At 40.6% G+C, this 25,166-nt stretch carries 21 protein-coding genes; 7 read left to right on the top strand and 14 right to left on the bottom strand.

The window, feature by feature from the left end:
* Nucleotides 1-14: 14 nt before the first annotated feature.
* Genes dut through R2Q84_RS17750 form a run of 5 tightly spaced genes read right to left on the bottom strand, consistent with a single transcriptional unit; the run spans nucleotide 15 to nucleotide 4,421 of the window.
* Complete coding sequence (gene dut / locus R2Q84_RS17730; RefSeq protein ID WP_316817917.1) at nucleotides 15-446, bottom strand: dUTP diphosphatase; 432 nt, start codon at nucleotides 444-446, stop codon at nucleotides 15-17.
* 3 nt (nucleotides 447-449) lie between these two features.
* Nucleotides 450-1,973 (bottom strand): oligosaccharide flippase family protein, encoded by a 1,524-nt coding sequence (locus R2Q84_RS17735; protein ID WP_316817918.1) that lies wholly within the window; start codon nucleotides 1,971-1,973, stop codon nucleotides 450-452.
* The gene (locus R2Q84_RS17740) at nucleotides 1,974-2,252 is read right to left on the bottom strand and encodes an acylphosphatase (RefSeq protein WP_316817919.1); all 279 of its coding nucleotides are present in this window, start codon (nucleotides 2,250-2,252) and stop codon (nucleotides 1,974-1,976) included.
* A 15-nt stretch (nucleotides 2,253-2,267) separates the two neighbouring features.
* Nucleotides 2,268-3,215, bottom strand: a complete 948-nt coding sequence (locus tag R2Q84_RS17745) for a nitronate monooxygenase (RefSeq protein ID WP_316817920.1) — start codon at nucleotides 3,213-3,215, stop codon at nucleotides 2,268-2,270.
* 27 nt (nucleotides 3,216-3,242) lie between these two features.
* A complete protein-coding gene (locus R2Q84_RS17750; RefSeq protein ID WP_316817921.1) occupies nucleotides 3,243-4,421 on the bottom strand; it encodes an amidohydrolase family protein in 1,179 nt (392 codons plus the stop codon).
* A 123-nt stretch (nucleotides 4,422-4,544) separates the two neighbouring features.
* On the opposite strand from R2Q84_RS17750, the gene R2Q84_RS17755 reads away from it, so the two are divergent.
* The 5 genes from R2Q84_RS17755 to R2Q84_RS17775 all read left to right on the top strand — a co-directional run bounded on the left by R2Q84_RS17755 (nucleotide 4,545) and on the right by R2Q84_RS17775 (nucleotide 8,968).
* The gene (locus tag R2Q84_RS17755; RefSeq protein WP_316817922.1) at nucleotides 4,545-5,237 is read left to right on the top strand and encodes a YafY family protein; all 693 of its coding nucleotides are present in this window, start codon (nucleotides 4,545-4,547) and stop codon (nucleotides 5,235-5,237) included.
* 331 nt (nucleotides 5,238-5,568) lie between these two features.
* A complete protein-coding gene (locus R2Q84_RS17760; protein ID WP_316817923.1) occupies nucleotides 5,569-5,835 on the top strand; it encodes a zf-TFIIB domain-containing protein in 267 nt (88 codons plus the stop codon).
* A 206-nt stretch (nucleotides 5,836-6,041) separates the two neighbouring features.
* On the top strand, nucleotides 6,042-7,109 hold the full coding sequence (gene rluF / locus R2Q84_RS17765; protein ID WP_316817924.1) for a 23S rRNA pseudouridine(2604) synthase RluF: 1,068 nt from the start codon (nucleotides 6,042-6,044) through the stop codon (nucleotides 7,107-7,109).
* Nucleotides 7,110-7,173: 64 nt separating this feature from the next.
* A complete protein-coding gene (gene rlmN / locus R2Q84_RS17770) occupies nucleotides 7,174-8,223 on the top strand; it encodes a 23S rRNA (adenine(2503)-C(2))-methyltransferase RlmN (RefSeq protein ID WP_316817925.1) in 1,050 nt (349 codons plus the stop codon).
* Between the two features lie 46 nt (nucleotides 8,224-8,269).
* On the top strand, nucleotides 8,270-8,968 hold the full coding sequence (locus R2Q84_RS17775; protein ID WP_316817926.1) for a phosphoribosyltransferase family protein: 699 nt from the start codon (nucleotides 8,270-8,272) through the stop codon (nucleotides 8,966-8,968).
* A 202-nt stretch (nucleotides 8,969-9,170) separates the two neighbouring features.
* On the opposite strand, the gene R2Q84_RS17780 is transcribed toward R2Q84_RS17775, so the two are convergent.
* Both R2Q84_RS17780 and glyA read right to left on the bottom strand, forming a co-directional pair.
* On the bottom strand, nucleotides 9,171-11,948 hold the full coding sequence (locus R2Q84_RS17780; RefSeq protein ID WP_316817927.1) for a PAS domain S-box protein: 2,778 nt from the start codon (nucleotides 11,946-11,948) through the stop codon (nucleotides 9,171-9,173).
* Nucleotides 11,949-11,967: 19 nt separating this feature from the next.
* Nucleotides 11,968-13,239, bottom strand: a complete 1,272-nt coding sequence (gene glyA / locus R2Q84_RS17785) for a serine hydroxymethyltransferase (RefSeq protein WP_316817928.1) — start codon at nucleotides 13,237-13,239, stop codon at nucleotides 11,968-11,970.
* A 93-nt stretch (nucleotides 13,240-13,332) separates the two neighbouring features.
* Between glyA and dxs the strand changes: the two genes are divergently transcribed.
* Nucleotides 13,333-15,261 carry a 1-deoxy-D-xylulose-5-phosphate synthase gene (gene dxs, locus R2Q84_RS17790; RefSeq protein ID WP_316817929.1) on the top strand — a complete coding sequence of 643 codons (1,929 nt, stop codon included), beginning with the start codon at nucleotides 13,333-13,335 and terminating at the stop codon, nucleotides 15,259-15,261.
* Between the two features lie 89 nt (nucleotides 15,262-15,350).
* Here the strand turns inward: dxs and R2Q84_RS17795 are convergent, their stop codons facing one another.
* Nucleotides 15,351-16,100: a DeoR/GlpR family DNA-binding transcription regulator gene (locus R2Q84_RS17795; protein ID WP_316817930.1), complete on the bottom strand. Its 750-nt coding sequence runs from the start codon at nucleotides 16,098-16,100 to the stop codon at nucleotides 15,351-15,353.
* Nucleotides 16,101-16,272: 172 nt separating this feature from the next.
* Here R2Q84_RS17795 and R2Q84_RS17800 point away from each other — a divergent pair, with 172 nt between their 5' ends.
* Nucleotides 16,273-16,818: a 5' nucleotidase, NT5C type gene (locus R2Q84_RS17800; RefSeq protein ID WP_316817931.1), complete on the top strand. Its 546-nt coding sequence runs from the start codon at nucleotides 16,273-16,275 to the stop codon at nucleotides 16,816-16,818.
* A gap of 7 nt (nucleotides 16,819-16,825) precedes the next feature.
* On the opposite strand, the gene R2Q84_RS17805 is transcribed toward R2Q84_RS17800, so the two are convergent.
* The 6 genes from R2Q84_RS17805 to R2Q84_RS17830 all read right to left on the bottom strand — a co-directional run bounded on the left by R2Q84_RS17805 (nucleotide 16,826) and on the right by R2Q84_RS17830 (nucleotide 25,107).
* A complete protein-coding gene (locus R2Q84_RS17805; protein ID WP_316817932.1) occupies nucleotides 16,826-17,857 on the bottom strand; it encodes a transcriptional regulator in 1,032 nt (343 codons plus the stop codon).
* A gap of 277 nt (nucleotides 17,858-18,134) precedes the next feature.
* The gene (locus R2Q84_RS17810; RefSeq protein WP_316817933.1) at nucleotides 18,135-19,526 is read right to left on the bottom strand and encodes an FGGY-family carbohydrate kinase; all 1,392 of its coding nucleotides are present in this window, start codon (nucleotides 19,524-19,526) and stop codon (nucleotides 18,135-18,137) included.
* Between the two features lie 15 nt (nucleotides 19,527-19,541).
* The gene (locus R2Q84_RS17815) at nucleotides 19,542-20,816 is read right to left on the bottom strand and encodes a TIM barrel protein (protein WP_316817934.1); all 1,275 of its coding nucleotides are present in this window, start codon (nucleotides 20,814-20,816) and stop codon (nucleotides 19,542-19,544) included.
* 78 nt (nucleotides 20,817-20,894) lie between these two features.
* On the bottom strand, nucleotides 20,895-23,015 hold the full coding sequence (locus R2Q84_RS17820) for a bifunctional aldolase/short-chain dehydrogenase (protein WP_316817935.1): 2,121 nt from the start codon (nucleotides 23,013-23,015) through the stop codon (nucleotides 20,895-20,897).
* Between the two features lie 31 nt (nucleotides 23,016-23,046).
* Entirely contained in the window at nucleotides 23,047-24,126 is a 1,080-nt protein-coding gene (rhaT, locus tag R2Q84_RS17825; protein WP_316817936.1) for an L-rhamnose/proton symporter RhaT, read from the bottom strand.
* Nucleotides 24,127-24,357: 231 nt separating this feature from the next.
* Complete coding sequence (locus tag R2Q84_RS17830; protein WP_316817937.1) at nucleotides 24,358-25,107, bottom strand: glycosyltransferase family 2 protein; 750 nt, start codon at nucleotides 25,105-25,107, stop codon at nucleotides 24,358-24,360.
* Nucleotides 25,108-25,166 lie beyond the last annotated feature (59 nt).

Raw genomic sequence — 25,166 nt, forward strand, 5'->3', positions numbered from 1 at the left:
TATACAGTAATATACTATTTACCTGTATGCCCATAGCCCCCGGCACCACGGGCAGTCTCATTTAATTCTTCAACAGCATTCCACACAACAGTTTCGTGCTTCGCAATTACCATTTGTGCAATTCGCTCTCCATCTTTTACCACAAAATCAGTGTCCGATAAATTAACCAGCAGTACCTTAATTTCTCCACGGTAGTCCGCATCAATAGTACCCGGCGAATTTACTATACCAATACCATGCTTATATGCCAAACCACTTCGGGGACGGATCTGTGCTTCAAAACCTATCGGAAGTTCTATATATAAACCTGTTGGAACAAGAACACGTTGTAAAGGTTTAATTGTAATTTCTGTTTCTATAGCTGCCCGTAAATCCATCCCTGCCGCATGTGCAGTTTCATATTGAGGTAAGGCATGTGCCGATTTATTAATAATATTTATATTCATCTTTTAATTCTTTTTCAACAAAGTTATCAGTTCTTTTTTCTCCGCATAAAACGTAGCTACAACAAACAATATCAGCAATGCATTCCCAATAAATATGTTTCTGTTGAATACATTAAATGATATAAAAACGATCACAATAGCAGCAACAATATAAGCTAAATTCTTTTTTACATTATAAGGGATCGAATAATTCCTCTGTCCCCACAAGTATGACAGTACCATCATGCCTGCATAAGCGATAAATGATGTCCAGGCCGATGCCATATAACTATATTTAGGAATAAAAATCCAGTTCAAAACAATAGTCAGCACCGCACCAATACCCGATATGTAGAGCCCGTATTTGGTTTGATCAGACAACTTGTACCATACCGACAGGTTCATATAAATACCAAGGCTCAGGTAACCAAATACCAATGGAGGAACTACACCCAGACCAGACCAATAAACATTAGGCACTACATGATGATTAATAATACGGTTTTCAGGACCTACTATAATAGTAGCAAGAATATTTACATTGGCAACCAACGCAACCGCTATAATTGCTACAGTGATCACAAAATAATTCATGATACGAGCATAAGTCTCTCCTGCGTTTTTATTTTTTGAATGATTGAAAAAAAAAGGCTCTGCGCCTAACCTAAAGGCTTGAACAAAGATGCTTAAGAATAAAGCTATCTTCGCACACAAACCATAAATACCTACCTCCTGGTCACTAATGCTCTCAGGCAGCATATGTTTAAGCATAGCTTTGTCTAAAGCTTCATTAATGATAAATGAAATATTGGCGATCAGTACAGGCCAGCTGTAGACTAACATTTCTTTAAACATGCCCAGATCAAACTTTAGCTTCAACTGCAGGATTTCCGGCAACAACAAAAATATGGTACAAATGCTTGCAATTACATTCGACAAAAAGACGTACCCCACCCATTTGGGTCTATACCACTCCATCATCCATTCCGCACCCGGCAGTTTGTAACTGATAATCAAAGGGATCAGAAACAAGAAAAATACGTTAAAAAAAACAACGATAAAAATATTCAGGCACTTTATAGTACCAAACCTTATTGGCCTCCCTTCTGCACGAATTTTGGCAAAAGGAATAACACAAAAAGCATCAGTAACCAGGATAATCAGAAAACACTTTACATAAAAAGCATAATCTGCATGATCTTTAACATCCCCGGTCTGCATAAAATCAATAATACTGTCTAAAAAAAGTAGAGAAAATAACAAAAACACAATAGAAATAGCAATCACCGCCCCAAAAGCATTGTTATAAACCTGTTGCCGATTATCATTCTTTTTCTGGAGGTACCTGAAAAAGGTTGTTTCCATCCCGAAAGCCAATATCGGATTGATAATAGCTGCATAACCATACATAGCAGTAAAAATACCGTTTCCACCAACCGGCAACGCTCTTGCGTAAATGGGGGTTAAAGCAAACGCGATCATCCTTGAAAGGATGGTGCTCAACCCATAAATAGCTGTATCGCCGGCAAACTTCTTTAAGACTGACATCTATTTTTTTATGATTTCAAAATTCTGATAGTTCTTAAGCTCTCCCGGCGTAACCTCCACATTTTCCACTTTTGCGCGGTCAGTCCCCTCATTACACCAATCCACAAAAACTTCCAGTAAAGTATCGTCGCCTTCCGCTTCTATATAAACGCTACCGTCTTTTTCATTTCTAATCATCCCTCTCACACCCATCTGATCGGCAACAACTTTTGTCACAGCTCTGAAAGATACACCTTGTACTTTCCCGCTAACTTTAATTTTTATATGTCTTACTTTCATCTGTACCTTAAAAATTTAAAACCTCATTGCTGCAATACGTTCCTTCTCCTCCAAAAAAGTTCTCCATATCTCTTTCAATATTTCTGCCGCTGGCTTTATTTCTTTCAGCATTGCCGAAACTTGCCCTATCTCCAGTTCACCCTGCTCCATATCGCCCTCAAACATACCTAATTTAGCACGAGCCCGCCCTAAAATTCTCACAAGCTCATCTGCATCAGCACCTTTCGATTCCGCCTGCGCAATTACATCCGCGAATTCATTTTTAAGTAAACGCACTGGTACCAGTTTCTTCATACTCAACTTCGTGTCTCCTTCTGCCGATTGCAAAATACGGTCTTTAAATTTCGGATGTGCCGACGATTCTTCTGCCACAGCAAACGCAGACCCAACCTGAACCCCATCAGCACCCAAAGCCAGTGCAGCCAGCATTGCAGCTCCACTACCAATCCCACCAGCAGCAATAACAGGTATTTTTACAACGTCGCGTACCATTGGAATCAAACACATAGTTGTTGTCTCCTCCCTTCCATTATGCCCACCTGCTTCAAACCCCTCCGCTACAATAGCGTCTACTCCACAAGCTTCAGCCTTTATCGCAAATTTGGTGTTTGCAATTACATGTACAACTGTTAGTCCTTTATCCTTTAAAAAGCCTGTCCAGATCGCTGGGTTTCCCGCAGAGGTAAATACAATACGAACCCCCTCTTCTACAATGATATCCATAACTTCCTGCACATTTGGATATAGTAATGGAACATTCACAGCAAAAGGGTTGCTGGTTGCCATTTTACATTTCCTGATGTGTTCCCGCAAAATCTCCGGATACATTGATCCTGCACCAATAATACCCAAACCTCCCGCATTTGCAACTGCCGACGCTAATCTCCAGCCACTACACCAAACCATTCCAGCCTGCACAACAGGATACCTGACTCCAAATAGTTCCGTAATCTTATTCACCATATGCTCAAACAAATCTATTGCTTCTCACTAAAACAAACGTGTTATATTATCTCCCAATATTACTTTGCCATTACGTTCCGTAAAGTCAACAAGGTTTATACCAGGCCGCTTACCCCGTTCAAAACTGCCGTAACGCTCTTCAATTTCCAAAAACTCTGCCCCATTAAATATTGCCCATTTCAGCAGTTCATCAGTAGGGACATCAAAACGTTCCTGCAAAAGGTTCATTTCCGATAAAATACTAAGACTGTCATTACTCGCCAAACTATCCGTACCCAACGTAATTTTTAAATCTGCTTTCCTCAACATATTTACGTCAGGCAACGCATTTTCTATGTACATATTAGCGCGTGGACATAAACACCAATACAAATTTGGATGAATGCTTGTAGCATAAGCTACATCTTCAGCTGAGGTATATGTATTGTGTACCAATAAAGTTTTAAGCTGGGGCGATAAAAGTGGTATATACGTTTGAAGCGAAGTTTTCCCTGAGGGCTGATAAAATTCTATATCCTGTCCCAGGAATTTAAAAAGCTCTAAAAACTCACCTGTCTTATGTTCAAAAAAGGCATTCTCATCTTCCGTTTCCTGATTATGAATACTAAGAGGCCCGTCCTGAAACTCTTCGTACGCACGAAGTTCATCAAACAATTCAGCCGAAACAGAATACGGTGCATGAGGCACAATCGAAACCGACAAAGGATCGAGCTCAGCTTTAAATTGTTTTGCTCTTTCCATAGCATCTTTAGCTAATGCAGGATTAAACCCCATAATCTCTAAAAATGTAAAATAGTAAACCGGAGAACTTATCTTTAAAGATTTTGAGATCAGCTGATTAGAAATATCTGCAACAGCAACAATCCCATTCTGATGCATTTCAATATCTGCCTTTAACATCGCAAGATTCAGCTCATATTCGTCAGAGCTTCTTGATTTTATTACCCACTTTACAAACTCAGGCAAGCCCGTTCCTTTTGGAATTTGACCTTTAAGGTTGGACAGTTCAAGATGACAATGCGTATTTACAAAGCCCGGCACCAACAAACCCTTATGATAGTTAATATCACTGATCTGCTTAGCCTTAGCCTCCTCCTCCGTATAGACATCCATAATAACACCTTTTGAATCAATCGCAAGTACGCCGTTTTTTATAACCGGACCTGTTATAGGATATATATAAGTTGCTGAAATATGAGAAATCATACGCAAATAAAAGATTTTTCCGCCTAATAATGTGAAGACCGCAAACAATTAAAATCCAAAAGGACAATTATTCAAAAAACGTTTAAATTTGTAGAGAAGCTTTTACCCCAGTCACAAAATTAGATGAACAGAATAGACCGGTTATTTGGAATACTTTTGCTGCTACAAACAAAAAAGCATGTTTCAGCAGATAAAATTGCAGATCAGTTCCAGATCAGTACACGAACGGTTTATCGCGATATCAAAGCACTCCTGGAGCAAGGAGTTCCTATTAGTTTTGAACAACCAAAGGGATATTATATTGTACAGGGGTATTTCCTGCCCCCTGTTTCTTTTTCTTCTGATGAAGCCAATGCTTTACTGATCATGGAACGTATGGTATCACGCTTTGCAGACAAGTCTATTTTTACCAATTATACCTCCGCACTAAATAAAGTGAAAGCTGTTTTAAAACACAGCCAAAAAGAAAAACTGGAACTACTCAATGAAAGCATCAAATTTCAACTGAATCACGAATGGGGCAATGAGGAATTTGACCACCTTGCAGACTTACAAAATGCAATTTCCGGCAAATACATTATCGAAATAGATTACCTTGACCAAAACAAAGAAAGCAGTAAACGCGAAGTTGAAGCAATTGGCCTGGTATTTTATGCATACAACTGGCATCTCATCGCCTGGTGCCATTTACGAAATGACTACCGGGACTTTAGAGTTTCCCGAATTGTAAAAGTTAGAAATATGGAACTTGCTTTTCGAAAAACACCACATATGGCGTTAAATGAATATATGAAGCAACTACCTGTTAACTATTAAAAATAACCGTTCTTTTCGGAGTCTGGCATCTTTTTCTGAAGGGAAAAAGCGCCTGAGGCCTCCTCGAAGAAGGTAATTTTTATTTCAAAATCAAGCAAACCGGGAGCTAACCCTTGCTTCGAGCCGTAGGTTATTTTGAGTTAAAACAAACCAGATGACTATTTTTACTTCAAACCTGTTGATTTTATTTCAAACCCGTTGATTTATATTTCAAATCAGGTTAACTCCAAACACTTTCATATCATTTGTGTTACGCATATATGAAAGCATTCCTGTTTTCGTTAATATAGTTCCAATTGAGCTCAAGTATTTAATTTAAGAATAAGAAACTATGAAATGTCCTTCCTGTAACGAGACTTTATTAATGACCGAAAAAAGCGGTGTGGAAATCGATTATTGCCCAACTTGTCGTGGTATATGGCTGGATCGCGGAGAACTGGATAAAATCATTGAACATTCCGCAAATCACTACGCTAAAAAAGAGAACTACGACAACGATTATAAGCGTTATGAATACAAGGAATATGGCAAGGACTACGACAAAAGGTATCCGCATAAAAAAAAGAAATCATTTTTGAATGATTTCTTTGATTTCTAAATCCGGACAAAGCCGACAAAAATGTACTAAGTCAAGTTCAACATATTGCGTTAAACGCACTAGAACAGCCTATGCGTCCTGCCTGGCCTAAAAATTACCTTCTTTGAGGAGGCCTCGGGTGCTTTTTCCCTTCAGAAAAAGATGCCAGACTCCGAAAAGAATGGTTATTTTTAGCTTTCTTTGTAAATAATTTTACACCAATACCCATGTCTGATTCTACCACACGGTTAAATAAATACATAAGTGAAAGCGGTTTATGCTCAAGAAGAGCGGCCGACAGATATATTGAGCAAGGAAATGTATTTATCAATGGCAAAAAAGCCAAAGTAGGCGATAAGGTATTTTTCGGCGATATCATCACGGTTAATGGACAAACCATTGAACCAAAAGAGGTCGACAACTCTGTTTTAATTGCCTATAACAAACCTGTGGGTATTACCAGTACAACCGAAGCTGGTGTTAAAGGAAATATTGTTGATCATGTAAACCATAGCGAAAGGGTATTTCCTATTGGTCGTTTGGATAAAGACTCACAGGGACTTATATTCCTGACCAATAATGGTGACCTCGTGAATAAAATCCTTCGCGCCGGCAATAACCACGAAAAAGAATATGTGGTTACCGTAAACAAACCCATTACAGAAGCTTTTATAACTGGTATGGCTAAAGGCGTTCCAGTGTTGGGCGTAATGACAAAAAAATGTAAAGTACAACAGGAAAGTACCTTTGTATTTAGAATTATACTTGTTCAGGGCCTGAACCGCCAAATCAGAAGAATGTGTGAACACTTCGGCTTTGAAGTAACAAAACTTGAGCGCGTACGCATCATGAACGTTAGCCTGAAAGGTATCCCTGTAGGAGAATGGCGTGAGCTTACCCCTGAAGAACAAACTGACATATTTAACCTGGTTGCGAAATCAAGCGCTTTAGAAACAGCATCTGCACCAAAACGGGCAAATAAAAAACCTAAGGCAAAAGCCGAAGAAGATTTTCTTGAAAATGTTACTCCTGGAAGATCCGGCAGTAGAGGGGCAACGTCTAAAGCTCCAGGAAAAAGACCTGGTAAAAAAGCCCCTGCTTCTTTAAGCAGGGAAGAGCGTCCCGCCGGCGGAAAAGGTAAATCATTTGGTAAAGCTCCCGCAGCGAAATCAAGAAGTGCTGCGTCAAGCAGTAACGATTGGTTTAAAGCAGGAGGACCAAGCAAAAGACCTGTTAAACCTGGAAACGGCAGGCCTGGTGCACCAGGTGCCAAAGTTAAAAGCCCGAAAAGATAGCCGGACATAGCTTTACCCGGCAATTACAATCTGTTTTGCAAATTTTTGGTACCTTTGCATTTAAATGCCTGCAACAAATAAAATAGATATCCGTTCGTTAGATCTTTCTCAGCTTCAAGAGCACTTTGCTGCTATGAAGGAACCTGCCTATAGGGCAAAACAGGTTTACCAATGGCTTTGGGAAAAATCGGCACGCTCATTTACAGAGATGAGCAACCTTTCTAAAGACCTTAGAAATAAGCTCGACGAACATTATGCCATTAATGTTGTAGCCGTAAACAACTCTCAATTCAGTAACGATCACACCATAAAAAATGCTTTCCGTTTGTATGATGGCAACATCGTAGAAGGAGTGCTGATCCCTATGGATGACCGCATGACTGCATGTGTAAGCTCACAGGTTGGCTGTAGCTTAACCTGCAAATTCTGCGCAACGGGATATATGGATCGTAAGCGGAACCTCAATGCCGATGAGATTTATGACCAGGTTGTCTTAATAGATCAGCAGGCAAAGAAAAATTACAATGCTCCGCTAACCAATATTGTATATATGGGTATGGGCGAGCCCCTGCTTAATTATGCCAACGTAATGAAGTCTATTGAGCGCATCACTGCTCCGGATGGACTAAACATGTCGTATAAACGCATCACAGTTTCTACAGCGGGTATTTCCAAAATGATTAAAAAGCTTGCGGATGATGGCGCTAAATTTAACCTGGCTCTATCATTACATGCTGCGAACGATAAGAAGCGAAATGAGATTATGCCTATTAATGAGCACAATTCATTAAAAGCACTTGCCGAATCCTTAAAATATTACTTTTCCAAAACCAAGAACCCGGTAACATACGAGTACATCGTATTCAACAATTTTAATGATGAAATTGAAGATGCTATGGAACTGGCCAGGTTTTGCAAACATATCCCCTGCAAAGTAAACCTGATTGAATATAACCCAATCCAGTTCGCAGATTTTATCAATGCCGAAGGCGATAAGATTGATGCTTTTTCCAATTATCTGAAAAGCCAGGGAATAAATACCAATATCAGACGTAGCCGCGGTAAAGATATTGATGCGGCATGTGGACAACTGGCCGTTAAAGAACAAAATTAAAATACTTTTTTACCAACGTAAGCCTAAAACAACATAGATTGACAGCATGATGCTGTTAAAACGTTTTTTAGAAGACCTATTGAGCCTGCTGTTCCCCAATTTATGTTGTGGTTGTGGCACACATTTATACTATGGCGAGGAGCAATTGTGTACATCATGTATGTATCGGCTACCCTACACTGATCATCATTTACATAACGAAAATATTGCTGCACGCCAACTTTGGGGACGTTTACCATGCAATGCCATCATGTCTTTGCTTTACTTTAAGAAAGGTAGCCGTACGCAAAACATCATTCATAGCTTAAAATATAAAGGAAGAAAGGACCTGGGTGTAAAACTAGGTAATATGATTGCAGAGAAGTTGCTTATGAACCCTACCTACGGCGATATAGATCAGATTATCCCGGTTCCGCTACATCGCAGCAAAACAATTAAAAGAGGCTATAATCAAAGTCTTTGCATTGCTGAAGGCATTGCTGCTGTACTACATGTCCCGATAAATGCAAACAGTCTGTTGCGGACTAAGCGTACCGGGACTCAGACTAAAAAAGACAGATACAGTCGGTTTGAAAATATGCTGAATGTATTTTCAATTGTAAACCACACCACCATCGTCGGGAAACACATTTTACTGGTAGATGATGTTATGACTACAGGTGCAACTCTGGAGGCTTGTGGGACAGTCTTATTTGACGGTAAAATCGGCAAACTCAGCATTGCCACCGTCGCCTTCTCAGAATAAATAAAAAAACTTTCCAAAATATTTGGTAATTCAAAAATAATTCGCACCTTTGTTGTGAGAGCGTTAATTTAAGGGTCGATAACTCAGTCTTGAGATATCGGCCCTTTATCTTTTTAACACAATTCCACTTCCATATTCAACAACGGTTTCTTTGATCTCTCATGAAACCATCATAGGCAAACAGCAATAAACAGATAAAAAACTAATGATATAAATAACTGGAAAGCACAGTTTTGATATCCTCCGGGTCAAAAGGTTTTAAGATATGGCCATTCATCCCAGATTCCTTAAACTTAGCATATTCGTTACTTAATGTGGATGCGGTTAAGGCTATAATAGGAACGCTACTCAAATAAATGCCTGGCATTGCCCGCATCAGCTTCGTGGTTTCAAAACCATCGATACCCGGCATTTTAATGTCCATAAAAATCAGATCGTAAGTATTCTGCCAAACTCTTTCTATTGCTTCTTCACCATTAGAAGCAGTATCCACAACCAGTCCGAACTTGCCCAGGACTCTTTTAGCAATTATTATATTGATTTCATTATCATCTACAACCAATATTTTTTTCCCTGAGAAATCAACAGATGGAGTTCCCACAGTTGCTCCCTTAGATACTGCATTGGCTTTTCCAAAATTCAAGGTAAAAGCAAAACTTGTACCCTCCCCCTCTATACTGTTAACCATGATCTCAGAGTTACATAACTGCAATATCTTTTTAGTAATTGCGAGCCCTAAACCTGTACCTCCATATTTTCTTGAGGTATCTGCTTTAGCCTGGGTAAACGTCTCAAATATGTAATTCAACTTATCCTCCGGTATACCAATTCCATTGTCCAGCACTTCAAAATAAATCTCTACATTTTCCTGATGAATACCCATAAGCTGAATCTGAAGGGTTATTTTACCTTGGTCAGTAAACTTAATTGCATTCCCCAGTAAGTTCATCAAAATCTGGTAAAGTCTTGTTTTATCACCCAAAATCAGCTCTGGAATAGCGTCATCATATTGCAAAACAAGTGCATTGCCTTTTTTTATGGCATCAATACTCAAAGAAGTTATTATATCTGTAGTCAGCGCCTTTAAACCAAATGGTGTAGCTTCCAGACGTAGGTTCCCGGTTTCAATTTTTGTAAAGTCAAGAATATCGTTAATGATATTCAACAGGTTCTCTCCAGAAAACTTCAGAATATTCAGGTCTTCGATCTGCGACAACTTCGGATCATTCTCGATCAACAAATGAGTCATACCTATTATTGCATTTAGCGGAGTTCTGATTTCATGACTCATCACAGAGAGAAACATTTCTTTCGCCTTACTAAGTTGCAAAGCTTGCTCCTTCGCTTCCATCATCTCCCGCTCTACCTCTTTGCGGGGTGTGATATCGGTAATCAGATCGATCTGCCTTTCCAATTTACCTTTTGCATCAATCACCGGAGTATTAGCTACCGACAACCAGATTATTGTGCCATCCTTTTTACGAGCCTGAACTTCTATAGAATAAGGCTCTTTGTTTTGAGATTTTTTCCTTGATTCACGGATCAGTTCTTTTTGATCCTCGTCAGTATCTGCAGAGAAAATATCTCCAAGCTTAAAGCCCTGTAATTCTGCCAACGTATAACCTGTTAACTTCTCAAGTGATTGGTTTACCCAGGTTGTATTACAGTCGGGATCTGAAATGTTAACCCCCGTATTGGTTTTACTGGCTACCAGAGACAAGATATGTAACTCCTCTTCTGCTTTTTTCTTATCCGTAATATCGATAATAATCTCCACCTCGGCTTCCACCTTGCCCTTTTCATCAAATACAACTGTATTATATATAGACAGCCATATCGGCTGTTTATCCTTTCTGTAGGCAAGCAGATCAACAGTAAACGATTCGTTTTTTTCCGTGAGTGCCCTTGCACGATCCAGCAAATCCATATCTGTCTTTGGTCCTGCAATCAAATCTCCCAAGCGCCTCCCTTTCAGGTCATCCAGATTAAACCCGGTTATCTTTTCAAATGCATCATTTACCCAGGTCACACGGTTATTGGCATCATTGATTACGATTGCATTATTTACCTTACTGGCAACAAAAGAGAGTTTCATCAGTTCATGCTCAACTTTCTTCCCTTCTGTAATATCCCTGCCATAAGCATACCATCTGTCATTTTTGGCAACCATTGTCCAGCCTAACCATCGGACAACCCCCATTTTACTGACGATACGAAAATCGATCGAAAACTCCTTAATTCCTTGTCTCAACCCATCTTCGATAGTTGTCACTACACGGTCCAGATCGTCCCTGTGACAAAAACCCCAGATATTTAACCCTACCGCTTCATCAACAGTATACTCAAGGATTTTAGTAACCGCCTTATTTACCATCAGCAAATTACCATGATTATCAAGAATGCAGTGTATTTCTGGCGATACAGCCGAGATGTTAAGCAGCTCCTCAAACTTCTGTGCATTGGCCGCAAGTTCTTCACTTTTCCTTTTCAGAGAGATGTGTGTCATCACTTCCCTTGCCAGCGTCTCCAGCCCTTCTTTTTGATCATAGGTAAAAGATCGGGGGACGGTATCAAATACACAGACAACGCCTAATTTAAAGCCCTGCTCATCAACCAATGGCGCACCGGCATATGACCTCACATAAGGTTCATTAATTACAGAAGGATGGTGTTTTAAGAGATCATCATTGAGGGCATCATAAACTTCAAAGACACCTTGATGATCGTTAAGAATGGTTTGTTCAGAAAATGAGATGCCCCTGGGCACCTCATTAAAAGTTATTCCTCTTGAAGATTTAAACCAAACCCTGTCTTCATCAACTAATGCAATTAATGCAATTGGCGCATTACATACCAGAGAGGCAAGCTTGGCTATATTATCGAACTGATATTCCTTAGGTGTATCAAGAATATTATAACCATGTAACGCGCTTATACGTTTACTTTCATTAGTTGATGAATTCTGGTTTTCTGAAAACATTTAGTTTATAGTCTAGCCATTATTTATATAACGGAAAACGGCTTACTAAATTTATCACTTTTTCTTTTACTTCTTTTAAATTATTTTCATCTTCTGCATTGGTCAGCACCTGATCAATCAGATCAACGATCTCTGCCATCTCAGTTTCTTTGAAACCTCTGGTTGTAATTGCTGCAGTACCTACTCTGATACCCGAAGTTACAAATGGAGACTTATCATCAAAAGGAACCATGTTTTTATTCACAGTGATCTCTGCTTTTTCCAAAGCGCTTTCAGCTAATTTACCGGTGATGTTTTTATTACGCAGATCAATTAACATCAAATGGTTATCCGTACCACCCGAGATGATACCATATCCTTTAGCTACAAAAGCTGCAGCCATTGCCTGCGCATTTGCCTGCACCTGTTTCACATAAACCAGGTACTCATCACTCAAAGCTTCACCAAATGCAATAGCTTTAGCCGCAATAATATGTTCCAACGGGCCACCTTGTGTACCAGGGAAAACAGCCATATCTAAAACAGATGACATCATCCTTGTTTCTCCTTTAGGCGTTTTTAATCCGAAAGGATTTTCAAAGTCTTTGCCCATCATAATCATACCGCCACGAGGACCACGTAAAGTTTTGTGGGTAGTAGTAGTTACAATATGGCAATGTGGTAGCGGGTTCTGTAATAATCCACGGGCGATTAAACCAGCAGGGTGTGAAATATCTGCCATCAGCAATGCACCAATTTTATCAGCAACACCACGTACAAATGCATAATCCCATTCTCTTGAATAAGCAGATGCACCAACTATGATCAGTTTAGGACGTTCTGCTAAAGCTAATTCTTCCAGCTTTGCATAGTCAATTCTGCCATCTTCTTTTGTTACCCCATAAAACAACGGGTGATACAATTTTCCTGAAAAGTTAACAGGAGAGCCGTGTGTTAAATGCCCACCATGTGAAAGATCGAAGCCAAGAATTTTATCTCCAGGCTGGATCACTGCCAACATTACTGCCGCATTAGCCTGTGCACCGGAATGCGGTTGTACGTTTACCCACTCTGCACCGAATAGCTCTTTCGCACGCTCAATTGCCAGACTCTCAATCTTGTCAACCACCTGGCAACCACCATAATACCTTTTACCTGGAAGACCTTCAGCATATTTGTTGGTCAAGCATGACCCTGCAGCCTCCATCACCTGTTTGCTTACGAAATTTTCAGAAGCAATCAGTTCCAGACCATGCTCTTGACGGTCCAATTCTTTGTCAATCAAATCAAAAATTAAAGTATCTCTTGTCATTTATCGAAGTATATTTTTGTAAAATTAGCGATTTTCCTTCTTAGTTTAATAACAAAATAGCTTACTTTGTACTTTCTATTCGATAAAGCCTGCATGGAAGATATTAACGGTCCGTTTTTACCCAACATAAATTATCCTGCTGATTTAAAGCGGTATAAAGAACAAGATTTAGAGCAAATAGCCCAGGAACTTCGCCAGCATATCATTGATGTGGTCAGCGTAAACGGGGGACATTTCTCGTCCAGTCTTGGTGTTGTGGAGTTAACGGTTGCATTACATTACGTTTTAAATACCCCTTACGACAAGCTGGTATGGGATGTTGGTCACCAAGCTTACGGTCATAAAATACTAACCGGAAGGAAATCTGTATTTCATACCAACCGTATCATAAATGGCATAAGCGGATTCCCAAAAATCAGTGAAAGTGAGTATGATACCTTCGGTGTCGGACATTCCTCAACTTCAATTTCGGCAGCATTAGGCATGGCTGTCGCTTCTCATTATAAAGGAGAAACCGACCGTCAGCACGTAGCCGTAATTGGCGATGGCGCCATGACCGCGGGGCTTGCTTTCGAAGGATTAAACCATGCGGGAATTGAAAACTCAAACCTGCTGGTAATTCTGAACGACAACTGTATGTCTATCGACCCAAATGTTGGTGCTTTAAAAGAATACCTGACGAACATCACTACGTCTAAATCTTATAACCGCTTCAGGGATGATATTTCTAACGTCCTCATCAAGCTTTCTGAGCTTGGTCCAAATGCACATAAGTTTGTTAAAAAAATAGAGAAAAGCATTAAAGGCACCTTGCTTAAACAAAGCAATTTGTTTGAAGCACTGAATTTCAGGTATTTCGGTCCGGTTGACGGACATGACGTACAACGCCTGGTTCAGGTAATCAGGGACCTGAAAGATATTCCCGGACCTAAACTTTTACACTGTGTAACTTTAAAAGGTAAAGGTTTTGCCCTTGCCGAAAAAGACCAGACCAAATGGCATGCGCCAGGTTTGTTCGATAAAATTACAGGTGAAATCAAAAGATCGGTATCCAATAAACCACAGCCACCAAAATACCAGGATGTTTTTGGACATACACTGGTAGAACTTGCTGAGGCCAATAAAAACATTGTAGGCATCACACCTGCTATGCCCTCAGGCTCATCCATGAATATCATGATGAAAGCCATGCCAAACCGCGCATTCGACGTAGGCATTGCAGAACAGCATGCGGTTACTTTTTCAGCTGGCCTTGCTACACAAGGCTTAGTACCTTTCTGTAACATCTATTCCAGTTTCATGCAAAGGGCATACGACCAGGTGATACATGATGTTGCCATACAAAACCTCAATGTCGTATTCTGTTTAGACAGAGCGGGTGTTGCGGGTTCTGATGGCGCAACACACCATGGTGCATATGATCTTGCCTACATGCGCTGCATCCCGAATATGACGGTTGCCGCACCTATGAACGAGGAAGAATTGCGCAACCTGATGTATACTGCACAATTAGAAAATGCAGGCCCATTCTCTATCCGCTACCCAAGAGGTAATGGAGTAATGGCCGATTGGAAACGCCCGCTTAAAGCACTCGAAAAAGGGAAAGGCCGAAAAATCTCCGACGGAGAAGATGTGGCTATATTAACCATTGGCCATGTTGGCAATTTTGCTGTTGAAGCCTGTAAAGAACTAAATAGCGAAGGCATACATCCTGCGCATTATGATATGCGCTTTGTAAAGCCTATTGATGAAGCTTTGCTGCATGACGTATTCAAACGTTACAAGCATGTAATTACGGTGGAAGATGGTTGTCTGCAAGGCGGAATGGGAAGTGCGGTAATTGAATTTATGGCTGACCACAATTACAATAGCCAGGTCATCAGACTAGGAATCCCTGATGAATTTATAGAACATGGTGAACAACCGGAACTATGGGCACTTTGCGGATATGATACCAATGCGATTATCACAGCGATCAAAAAAATCGCGGTGAGCAGAACTACTGCAACTATAGCATCTTAGTTAAAAAATTCATCTATAAACTAAACAAGAGGGGCTGCATCAATGATGCAGCCCCTCTTGTTTATCAGTACTTTACCATCCTGAATTTACTAAACCATTTTGATCCCGATCTCAGTAAAACGCGCCAGCTCCTCATGCTGCGGATCAGCATCTGTAATAATGATATCAATCGCTTCAATACCACAAATATGATAATGCTCGGCTGTACCCATTTTTTCGAGGGTAGATAAAGCAATCACCTGTTTCGCATTTTCAACCATTTTCCTTTTTACCTGTGCATCCTCATAATCTTTACCCGTTACGCCTAAATTAATATCTATACTACAGATCCCTAAAAAACAGATATCTGGCCTGATGTTATTCAAGGTCTGAACCACCTCATGACCAAAAGTCGAAAAAGCCGTTTTATTTAGCCTCCCACCTATAAAAATCACCTCAGCATTGGGATGATCCTCCAGCACCGAAGCAACTGGAAAACTATTAGTAATCACAGTAATACGTCGCTCTTTAGGCAAATGTGTTGCAACCGCTAGCGCTGACGTTCCTGCATCAAAAAGCACAACCTGTCCGTCTTTGATAAAATCCAAAGCCTTCTCCGCAATTATTTTCTTGTGGCTTACATCATAATGTTCCCTATCCCTGAAATGTAGTGGAATCGGCGAGTTTAAAATCGCCCCGCCCCTTACAGCTTTCAATAATCCCTGATCGGAAAGCTCCTTAATGTCCCTCCTCACCGTATCTTCAGACACATTCAATAAAGTACTCAAATCTCCCAGAAGTACCTTTTGGTCTTTACTGATGTGCGAAATAATCAGCTGTTGTCTTTCTGCTTTAATCATAACTTAACTGCAATATAATGCAAATATAATAAATTTAATTTGCAACATAATGCAATTTATTCGTACATTTGTTGCAACAAAGCTCATTATAATGCAATTTAAACTGCAACAAACAGCAAAAAAAAGCATATTAATCAGCAAGGGCTTTGTTATTTAATATAAAATAGTATTTATGAAAAGAACAATTGGAATAGACATGGACGGCGTTTTGGCCGACATTGAAACACACTGGTTAAACCTGTACGAAAAGGACTATGGAGTTAAACTAAGCCCTGAAATATTTAAAGGTGTTACCGAATCGGATGCCTTCCCTGATAAAACGGCAGTTCACAAGTATGTATTTACACCTGGTTTCTTCAGAACCTTACCCGTTATGGAAGGCGCTGTAGAAGCTGTAAAAAAACTGGCAGAAGATTACGAGATTTACATCGTTTCAGCAGCGATGGAATTCCCACTTTCCCTGTTTGAAAAAAGAGAATGGCTGGCTGAACATTTCCCGTTTATCAGCTGGAAAAACATCATTTTCTGTGGAGACAAAAGCATCATCGATACCGATTACCTGATTGACGACCATTGCAAAAACCTCGACTATTGTAAAGGGATGCCGATCATGTTTAGTGCTGGTCACAACGCAAATCAAAATCATCATGTTCGCGTGAACAGCTGGACAGAAGTACTTGCATTGATGGAGAAAGAACAGGAGTTATGTACGTCTTAAACGAGTGTCATAACGATGCACGGAGGGTTAAGTGAAAAGGCACCTCGAGGTGCACCTTTGAGTTCTCCAGAATAAGATTTGCAGTCATTTCACCCATTTGTCTAAAATCGGTAGAAATGGTTGTTATTCCATTTAAAATGATCTTCTTTAAAGGTGTTTCATTATAAGAGATTACACCGACATCTTTACCCAAAGTCAACTTCAGATTGATAAGCCTTTCAATCAGCGTCACCAGATCATCTTCCATCAGGTTAATGTATACCTCCCCTTCAGCAATTTCCTCGGTGAGGATCTGGTTAATCACCTTTGGCGTAAAAGCATATTGCTGGCAAAACCGATAGAACCCTTTTAAAATCTCCATCGGATAATAACTCCGCTTTGGCATAATTATCTTAATAGTATGGTATTTTCCCAACTGCTCTCTGGCCTGATCCAGCGCATTATAAATATCATTTTCAAAATTTTCATACACGGCAGCATATTCTCCTGTTACACCGGGAACCAGCTTGTCCAATATCACCAGCTTCTCCTTCGGAATCAGGTTAATCACTTCATGCACCAGGTCGTGCCCCTCCATAAAATGAGGAATGATCACATAATGTGAATAGTCTTCCTTTTTATTGGAAAGCAGCTTTTTAAAAAGATTAAAGTCATTGTTGTAGATGTAAAAATCTACCGCCACATGGTCGCCCAGTGCCTTTATAAAAGCATCGTAAATGATCTTTTTATGGGAGCTCAGCTTATTGAAAAGCAGAAATATTTTGAGCGTTCTTCTGAATTCCGTGCTAATGATATAATACCCTTTGCCCGGAACAGAGCCTACAACACCTATTTTCTTCAGGTACTTATAGCCCTTCTCTGCCGTATCCCTGGATATTTCAAGTTCATAACTTAGCTCGTTAATAGATGGCAGCAGGTAATCCTTCTGGATCTTCCCGGCCTCAATTGCACTAAGAATGGAATTGGTTAATTGTAAATATTTTGGTGTTGAAGAGTATTCATCAACATGGATATAATCAAAAAATTTCACGGGCTTCATTCCTGGTATTATGCGCTAGGTAGGGTTAGTGTTCAAACCATTAGCGTAATAGTATGTAAATTAAGACGACGTCATCCTGAATTTCTCAGTAGCATCTATTGATTTCTGCCTTCAAGAATGCTACACAGTTTATTTCAGGATCCCGAACCTGTTCTTCGATACTGCTTAAAGAGATCCTGAAATAAATTCAGGATGACGAGGACGCAGAAACAAAAAGGTAACGGTAATCGCATGAATGGTACAAACTATTACGCCAAAAAGTTAATATAGCACTAATTTAATATAAAACAGTACCTCCTGCATAATATTTTAATTCAACAATATCGTTAGGCAAAGGCTTTGTATTCCAGGTTTTATGAATGGCGAGTGCTGCTCCAACGGCCGTTGCCTGGGCCATATAAGCGGCAAACACCTCCAGTTCCGGGAAAGCGGCAGCCAGCAAGTTCATAAATATAACGTTCTTACTAAACCCACCATCTACAAAAATCCTTTTCACTTCAGTTCCTTTAAGCACCCTGCTGGTCGAAATATATTGCTGGTTTACCAGGTCAAAGATCAACTGGTGATAAGCCATCACATCCGAAGGATAAGCATTTAAATCCCGCTTCGAAAAGACTGATTCCTGCAAACCAGTACCCGTGTCTTCCGCAAGCGTACCCTCTTTATCCATCAGCTGAATTTGTTCAATCAAACCAGCATCAAAAGGAACGGAGCGATAAGCAATCACATCAGTCCCGAAATGTGCGGCAATACGCTTCACCTGCTGTTCATGCTCATAACCTGCAAAAAGACGGGAAGCCTTTACCGGCTTTCCTTCATACTGCAAATAACAAAGGCAATCGTTTTCCAGTTCCTCAGCAGTAAGCGGAGTAGAATTGAAAGGATTTAAGCTGATACACCAGGTACCGGTAGACAACAGGATAAAGGGCTCATGGAAGTTAACCAGGTAAGGCACTAAAGCAGCGGAGCTGTCATGGAACCCCGGGCCAACCGCATAATTATTACCAGGGAAGGCCGCGGGAATCACTTTGTCGGCCGCAACTATAGGCGCAAGCTTTTCAATAACCCCTTCCTTTCTAACCCATTCATGGTAATCATTTTTCGTAAAATCCCATAAATTCGTATGACAACCTATACTGGTAATATCAGAATACGCTTCGCCCGAAATCAGGTAACTCAAATATTGCGGCAGGTGCAAGGCATATTTTATCTTAGCATACAACTCCGGCTTTTCATACTTGATGCGGTAAAGCTGCATACCCGAATTTAAACTCCCCAGCACAGGTGATGCCGTAAGGTTCGAAAATACCGCCGTTCCGCCGTAAGTATTGTAAAACTGATCTTTCAGTTCCTGCGGATATTCCTTCAGGTAGTTATACAGCGGTGCCAAAGGATTACCAGCTTCATCAATATAAACGAAGCTGGCACCATAAGTAGCGAAATTAATAGATTTCACTTCAAAAGCAGGATTCTTAAACACCTCTCTCAGCGAATCAAAAATTGATAACCTTAAGCTTTCCAGGTTTTCGCAGGGATCTCCATCTTCATCCACAGTCTCCAGGAAACGGGCAGATCTTTCGAAAACAATTTTATACTGTTCATCAAAAAGGAACAGCTTCTTATTGGTTTTACCCACATCAAACACAGCGATTACAGGAGTCGGTTTCATCTTTAATCCCATTAATTATAATCCCGTTGCTACAGTATTTAAACCACGGCTTTTAATCAGTTCTTGTCTTACATTCTGTTGCCTGAACAACTCAAGCGGAGCCAGAGCTGCACCCGCACGCAAACGCGCCTCAGCTACCAGCGGACGCAGATCAGTACGGAATGCCTGCTGCAGGACCTCCTGTGCACGGGCCACGTCATTTTCAGCCTGTGCTTTTTGTAAAGCAGCTCGGTCAACCGATAATGCCTGTGCATAAGCCAGCATAATCGCTTCTACAGATTGCAACAAATCTTCCAATGGATCTTTCACGTTGTGCGAAGCATCAATCATCCAACCCAGGTCAGAGCTGTGGTTCATACCACGTGCATCCATACCTTCAACTAATTCATTAAAGATCAGAAACAACTGATAAGGCTTCATACTGCCAGCTGTTAAGTCGTCGTCCCCATATTTTGAATCGTTGAAATGGAACCCGCCAAGTTTCCCTTCCATCAGCAACAAAGAAACAATCTGCTCAATGTTGGCATTTGGCAGGTGGTGACCTAAATCTACCAGCGTATAAGCTTTAGGACCCAATTTACTTGCATACAATAACGATTGCCCCCAATCACCTACCGTTGTCGAGTAGAAGTTTGGCTCAAATGCTTTGTATTCCACAAATACTTTCCAATCGGCTGGTAAAGCCGCATAAATTTCCTGTAAGCTCTCTAATGTATTTTGGAAAGCCTTTCTGAAGTTCAATTGTCCCGGGAAGCAAGATCCATCAGCCAACCATACGGTAAGTGCTTTTGAACCCAACTCTATACCCTGACGGATCACTTCGATATTGTGTTCAATCGCTTGTTTTCTTACCGCTTTATCCACATGTTGCAGAGAGCCGAATTTATAGCTGTGCGCTGCGTTGGCCTGATCCTGAAAAGTATTAGAGTTCATGGCATCAAACGTTAAGCCATGCTGCGCAACCAGCGCTTTAATAGCCGGTACATTATCAGCAGTATCCCATGGAATATGCAGAGAGATAGAACCACTGGCAGCATTTAACTTATGCAATAAGCCAATATCCTCAATCTTCTCCTCAATGTTACGGGGCTCACCACCAGATGAAAAACGTCCGAAACGTGTACCACCTGTACCCAATGCCCAGCTAGGAATGCCGATCTGGAAATCAATCAGTTTCTGAATAATTTCCTCTGCATTTGCAACTTCATCTGTAATAAAAGCAAGCTTACGCTGATGTTTAGGTAAAAGCTCATTATTATGTGATTCAATGTGATAATTCTCTATTTTCATCTTGTCTATATTTTGGTTATACAACAGTCCATTTCGTCATCCTGAATTTATTTCAGGATCTCGACACCTATTATTTTTTTAACGAACAAAGGCATTCGCAACACCCCCATCTACATTTAATACATTTCCGGTTGATTTATTCAGCAATCCACCTACAAACGCGAAACAAGCATTTGCGATATCATCCGGCAAAATGATCTGGTTCAGCAAGGTACGTTTTGCATAATAAGCAGGCAACTCCGCAACTGTAATTCCATATGCTTTCGCACGGCCTTCGGCCCATCCACCGGCCCAGATATTGCTATCGCTGATCACTGCATCAGGGTTTACCACATTTACACGGATGCCATCAGCACCCAGTTCAGCAGCATTTAATCTACTCAAGTGTAACTGTGCAGCTTTAGCACTACCATAACCTGCGTTATTCGGACCGCTAACCAAAGCGTTTTTGCTTACAATATTAAGAATATCACCACCAATTTCCTGCTTTTGCATTACCGCGGCAGCAGCCTGTGTCACAAAGAACTGACCTTTCACCAGTACATCATACAACAAATCCCAATCCTTTTCTGTGTGATCTGCAATCGTTTTTGAGATAGAAAGGCCTGCGTTGTTCACTACAATATCCACACCACCAAAAGCCAGGGCAGCTGCGTCAAACGCCGAAGCAATGTCTTCCGCACTGGTCACGTTCAATACTGCTGTCGCATAACTGTCTTTACCAAATTTACTGGTAAACTCTTCACCAGCGCTTTCCAAACGTTCTGCGTTCATGTCGTTCAGCACCACTACTGCACCCTCTTCCACAAACTTACGGGCAATAGCCTTTCCAATACCACCAGCGCTACCGGTAATCAGGGCAATTTTTCCTGAAAGTGGCTTAGGCTTTGGCATTCTTTGCAGTTTCGCTTCTTCCAGCAACCAATATTCAATGTTAAACGCTTCCTGTCTCGGTAAAGAAGTGTATTCAGAAATGGCTTCCGCCCCTTTCATTACATTGATGGCATTGGTATAGAACTCAGCTGCTACCCTAGCGGTCTGTTTATCTTTCGAAAAAGAGAACATACCGATACCAGGATAAAGGATAATTACCGGGTTGGCATCGCGTATTGCAGGGCTATTGCTGTGTTTGCATGAATCGTAATATTCCGCATACATTTTCCTGTAAGCTTCAAATTCAGGCGCTAATCTTTCTTTTAGGGATTTAATATCACTAAGGTCTTCATTAGGCTCCAGTTTCAGTACCAGCGGACTGATTTTGGTGCGTAAAAAGTGGTCAGGACAACTTGTACCCAATGGAGCAAGACGGCTCAGGTCGTTCGAGTTGATAAACTCCAATACCCTAGCGTCATCCGTAAAGTGACCAACCATATGTCTTTCGCTTGAGCAGAAACCTCTCAGTACAGGTGCAATTGCCGCCGCTTGTTTGCTACGTTGTTCTTTCGCAGCACTTTCTATTTTTTGTCCGCCAAATACCGGCGCTTTTTTTCCATAATTTTCTTCTAGGTATTCAGCACACCTTTCAATCACTTCCAGGGTATTCATATAGCTTTCGTAAGCCGTATCTCCCCAGGTAAATAAACCGTGAGAGCCCAACATGATCCCTCTGATCCCTGGATTTTCGTCCAGGCATTTGCGTAGCATCAAGCCCAACTCGAAGCCTGGCTTTTGCCATGGCACCCAGCCAATTGTTCCGTTAAACAACTCTTTAGTTATGCGTTCTCCATCTTTAGCAGCCGCAATTGCGATCGCTGCATCAGGATGCAGGTGATCAATATGTGCAAACGGCAGGAAGCCATGCAAAGGTGTATCAATAGATGGCGCTTTAGATTGCAGGTCATAAATGCAATGGTTAAACAATTCCACCATTTCATCCTCATGTTCCAGGCCTCTGTAAATATTTTTAAGATCACGCAGGCGGTCAACATACAAAGCTGCCAAACCACTGCTTTTCAAGGTACCCAAATCACCACCAGATCCTTTAACCCACATAATTTCAGTATCCTGCCCGGTAAGCGGATCTTTAGCAATGGCTTTACAAGATGTATTTCCACCACCATAATTGGTTAAGCGCAAATCAGCACCTAATAAATTTGAACGGTAGATTAACAGTGCAACTTCATCACCGGCCATTTCAGCAGCCTTTGCATCATCCCACAAATAGCTTACATGTTTAAAATCAGTTGTTCGAGTACTCATAAAAGTATTTAAATTAATTGTTTTATATTTTTTATTTAAGTGAATTTCCATAACCCACAATGAATATGGATAAGATCAGAATTACAATTCCGGCGATTACCGTTCCAAAGGTTTTTTGCTTAACACCGTTCCATTCTTTAAAGAACAGTCCCCAGCCATTGGCAACCAGGATAATACAGGCCATGTGCAAAATCCATCCGCTGGCACCGTTCCCCATTTTACTTTCGCCCATTCCGTAAAAAAAGAACTGTAAAAACCAGGTGGTACCTGCCAGTGCCGAGAAAATATAGTTTTTAAGTAATGGCGCCTTTTTGTCTGTATAATCACCAAAAGTTTTATTGCGCGAGTTCAATAACATACACCAGAATAAATTGGTAGTTAAACCGCCCCATAAAATCACTACATAAGTTACATTGTTCTGAAAAAGGAATTCACCCTGGTCAGGATTTAAAGCTTTCCAGGCATCATTCGCATGATGGGCCATATCTTTACCTGCATCAATCCCGAAGGCAAAACATGCACTTAAGATACCCGAAACAATAGATACGATCAGTCCGATTCCCAGTTTATATTCTTTATTTGAAGGGTCCGCCTTTCCTGAAGCAACCAGGTCTTTCTCTTTCATGCTCCCCGCCAAACCACATACTACAATACCAATTACACAAACAAGAAGCCCCAGTAATACCATTTGTCCCCATTGTGACCCAGCCATATCACTTAAACTATCTTTACCCGCCACCGGAAAAAAGTCATAGTATAAAGAAGGGATTAAAGCGCCAAAAACCGAACAAAGGCCCAGGATAATGGTACTTCCCAATGAAATCCCGAGGTAACGCACCCCTAATCCATAAGTTAACCCGCCAATACCCCAAAGCAAACCAAAGAAATAAGTCAGCAACAATATCTTACCATCGGTCTGTGTAATGATATCCATAAAACCGGGGATAGTTAACCAGGCTGCCAATGGTGGAACAATTAGCCAGGAGAACAATCCACCTACGATCCAATAGGTTTCCCAGGACCAACTTTTTACTTTTTTGAAAGGGATATAAAAACTACCAGAGGCAAAGCCACCGATGAAATGAAAAATAACGCCTAGAAGAACCTGCATGTTTTAAGATTTAAATTTGGTTCGACTAATGTAGCGCTATCAAAGAATACTTCTGTCATGTACTGTCATGCTCATCTTCCTAACCATTTTTATTTATCACGCAATCTCTTTTCGCATCTCGTCATCCTGACGCAGGTCAGGATCTCTCACCTGCAATGGTGGAATATCGAATGCGAGATCCTGACCTGCGTCAGGATGACGAATGAGTTAACCATACGAATGAGTTAGCAATCAACAAAAAAACTGGGCGATTTTCCTGAGTGGTTTAAGCATCACCGCCAGCAACGGGATATTGATATGATTCATCTTCATCGCTTTATAGTCCGACTGCCAGGCCAGCAATCTATTCCCCAAATACCTGTTACTAATACCGCCAGTCTTCATTTTAACGATCACTTTATTCAAATAACTCACCTTCGTTTTATTCAGATACATAAAACGGAGCATCAGTTCATAATCAGCAGCAGAGCCATAATCACCCCTGTATAAACCAAACGTATCAAATAGCCGCCTTCTTACATAAAAAGTCGGATGAGGAGGCATCCAGCCATAATTAAAATGATTACGTTCATAATTACCTGCGCGCCACCTACGAACAACCTGATCATTATGACCTACATAGTCTAAATCTGCATAGACAACATCCGTATCCTTGTCTTCAAAACACCCGGCAACAGCACTTAATACCTCCTCATCCACAAAATAATCATCCGCATTCAATACCCCAACTACATCACCGGTAGCATGTATAATACCTTTATTTATGGCATCATAAATCCCAAGATCTGATTCAGACTTAAAAAAATGGATATCCGCTTTGTTTTTTAAAATGGTTTCCCAGGTGCCATCGTCAGAATTACCATCAATAACAATGTACTCTAAATTATGATAGGCCTGCATAAAAATAGAATCCATGCAACGCTGAATAGTAGTAGCCGCATTTCTGGAAATCGTGATTAAAGAAATTTTAATACCATTCATGTAAATAAAATTAACAAATAATTACAATTAATTGCACAATTATTATCACGTTCACTATC

Source organism: Pedobacter nyackensis, from assembly GCF_032678475.1.
GTDB lineage: Bacteria > Bacteroidota > Bacteroidia > Sphingobacteriales > Sphingobacteriaceae > Pedobacter > Pedobacter nyackensis_A.

Excerpts from the sequence above, each read along its gene's own strand:
- dut (WP_316817917.1), bottom strand. The coding sequence starts at position 446 with ATGAATATAAATATTATTAATAAATCGGCACATGCCTTACCTCAATAT.
- R2Q84_RS17735 (WP_316817918.1), bottom strand. The coding sequence starts at position 1,973 with ATGTCAGTCTTAAAGAAGTTTGCCGGCGATACAGCTATTTATGGGTTG.
- R2Q84_RS17740 (WP_316817919.1), bottom strand. The coding sequence starts at position 2,252 with ATGAAAGTAAGACATATAAAAATTAAAGTTAGCGGGAAAGTACAAGGT.
- R2Q84_RS17745 (WP_316817920.1), bottom strand. The coding sequence starts at position 3,215 with ATGGTGAATAAGATTACGGAACTATTTGGAGTCAGGTATCCTGTTGTG.
- R2Q84_RS17750 (WP_316817921.1), bottom strand. The coding sequence starts at position 4,421 with ATGATTTCTCATATTTCAGCAACTTATATATATCCTATAACAGGTCCG.
- R2Q84_RS17755 (WP_316817922.1), top strand. The coding sequence starts at position 4,545 with ATGAACAGAATAGACCGGTTATTTGGAATACTTTTGCTGCTACAAACA.
- R2Q84_RS17760 (WP_316817923.1), top strand. The coding sequence starts at position 5,569 with ATGAAATGTCCTTCCTGTAACGAGACTTTATTAATGACCGAAAAAAGC.
- rluF (WP_316817924.1), top strand. The coding sequence starts at position 6,042 with ATGTCTGATTCTACCACACGGTTAAATAAATACATAAGTGAAAGCGGT.
- rlmN (WP_316817925.1), top strand. The coding sequence starts at position 7,174 with ATGCCTGCAACAAATAAAATAGATATCCGTTCGTTAGATCTTTCTCAG.
- R2Q84_RS17775 (WP_316817926.1), top strand. The coding sequence starts at position 8,270 with ATGATGCTGTTAAAACGTTTTTTAGAAGACCTATTGAGCCTGCTGTTC.
- R2Q84_RS17780 (WP_316817927.1), bottom strand. The coding sequence starts at position 11,948 with ATGTTTTCAGAAAACCAGAATTCATCAACTAATGAAAGTAAACGTATA.
- glyA (WP_316817928.1), bottom strand. The coding sequence starts at position 13,239 with ATGACAAGAGATACTTTAATTTTTGATTTGATTGACAAAGAATTGGAC.
- dxs (WP_316817929.1), top strand. The coding sequence starts at position 13,333 with ATGGAAGATATTAACGGTCCGTTTTTACCCAACATAAATTATCCTGCT.
- R2Q84_RS17795 (WP_316817930.1), bottom strand. The coding sequence starts at position 16,100 with ATGATTAAAGCAGAAAGACAACAGCTGATTATTTCGCACATCAGTAAA.
- R2Q84_RS17800 (WP_316817931.1), top strand. The coding sequence starts at position 16,273 with ATGAAAAGAACAATTGGAATAGACATGGACGGCGTTTTGGCCGACATT.
- R2Q84_RS17805 (WP_316817932.1), bottom strand. The coding sequence starts at position 17,857 with ATGAAGCCCGTGAAATTTTTTGATTATATCCATGTTGATGAATACTCT.
- R2Q84_RS17810 (WP_316817933.1), bottom strand. The coding sequence starts at position 19,526 with ATGAAACCGACTCCTGTAATCGCTGTGTTTGATGTGGGTAAAACCAAT.
- R2Q84_RS17815 (WP_316817934.1), bottom strand. The coding sequence starts at position 20,816 with ATGAAAATAGAGAATTATCACATTGAATCACATAATAATGAGCTTTTA.
- R2Q84_RS17820 (WP_316817935.1), bottom strand. The coding sequence starts at position 23,015 with ATGAGTACTCGAACAACTGATTTTAAACATGTAAGCTATTTGTGGGAT.
- rhaT (WP_316817936.1), bottom strand. The coding sequence starts at position 24,126 with ATGCAGGTTCTTCTAGGCGTTATTTTTCATTTCATCGGTGGCTTTGCC.
- R2Q84_RS17830 (WP_316817937.1), bottom strand. The coding sequence starts at position 25,107 with ATGAATGGTATTAAAATTTCTTTAATCACGATTTCCAGAAATGCGGCT.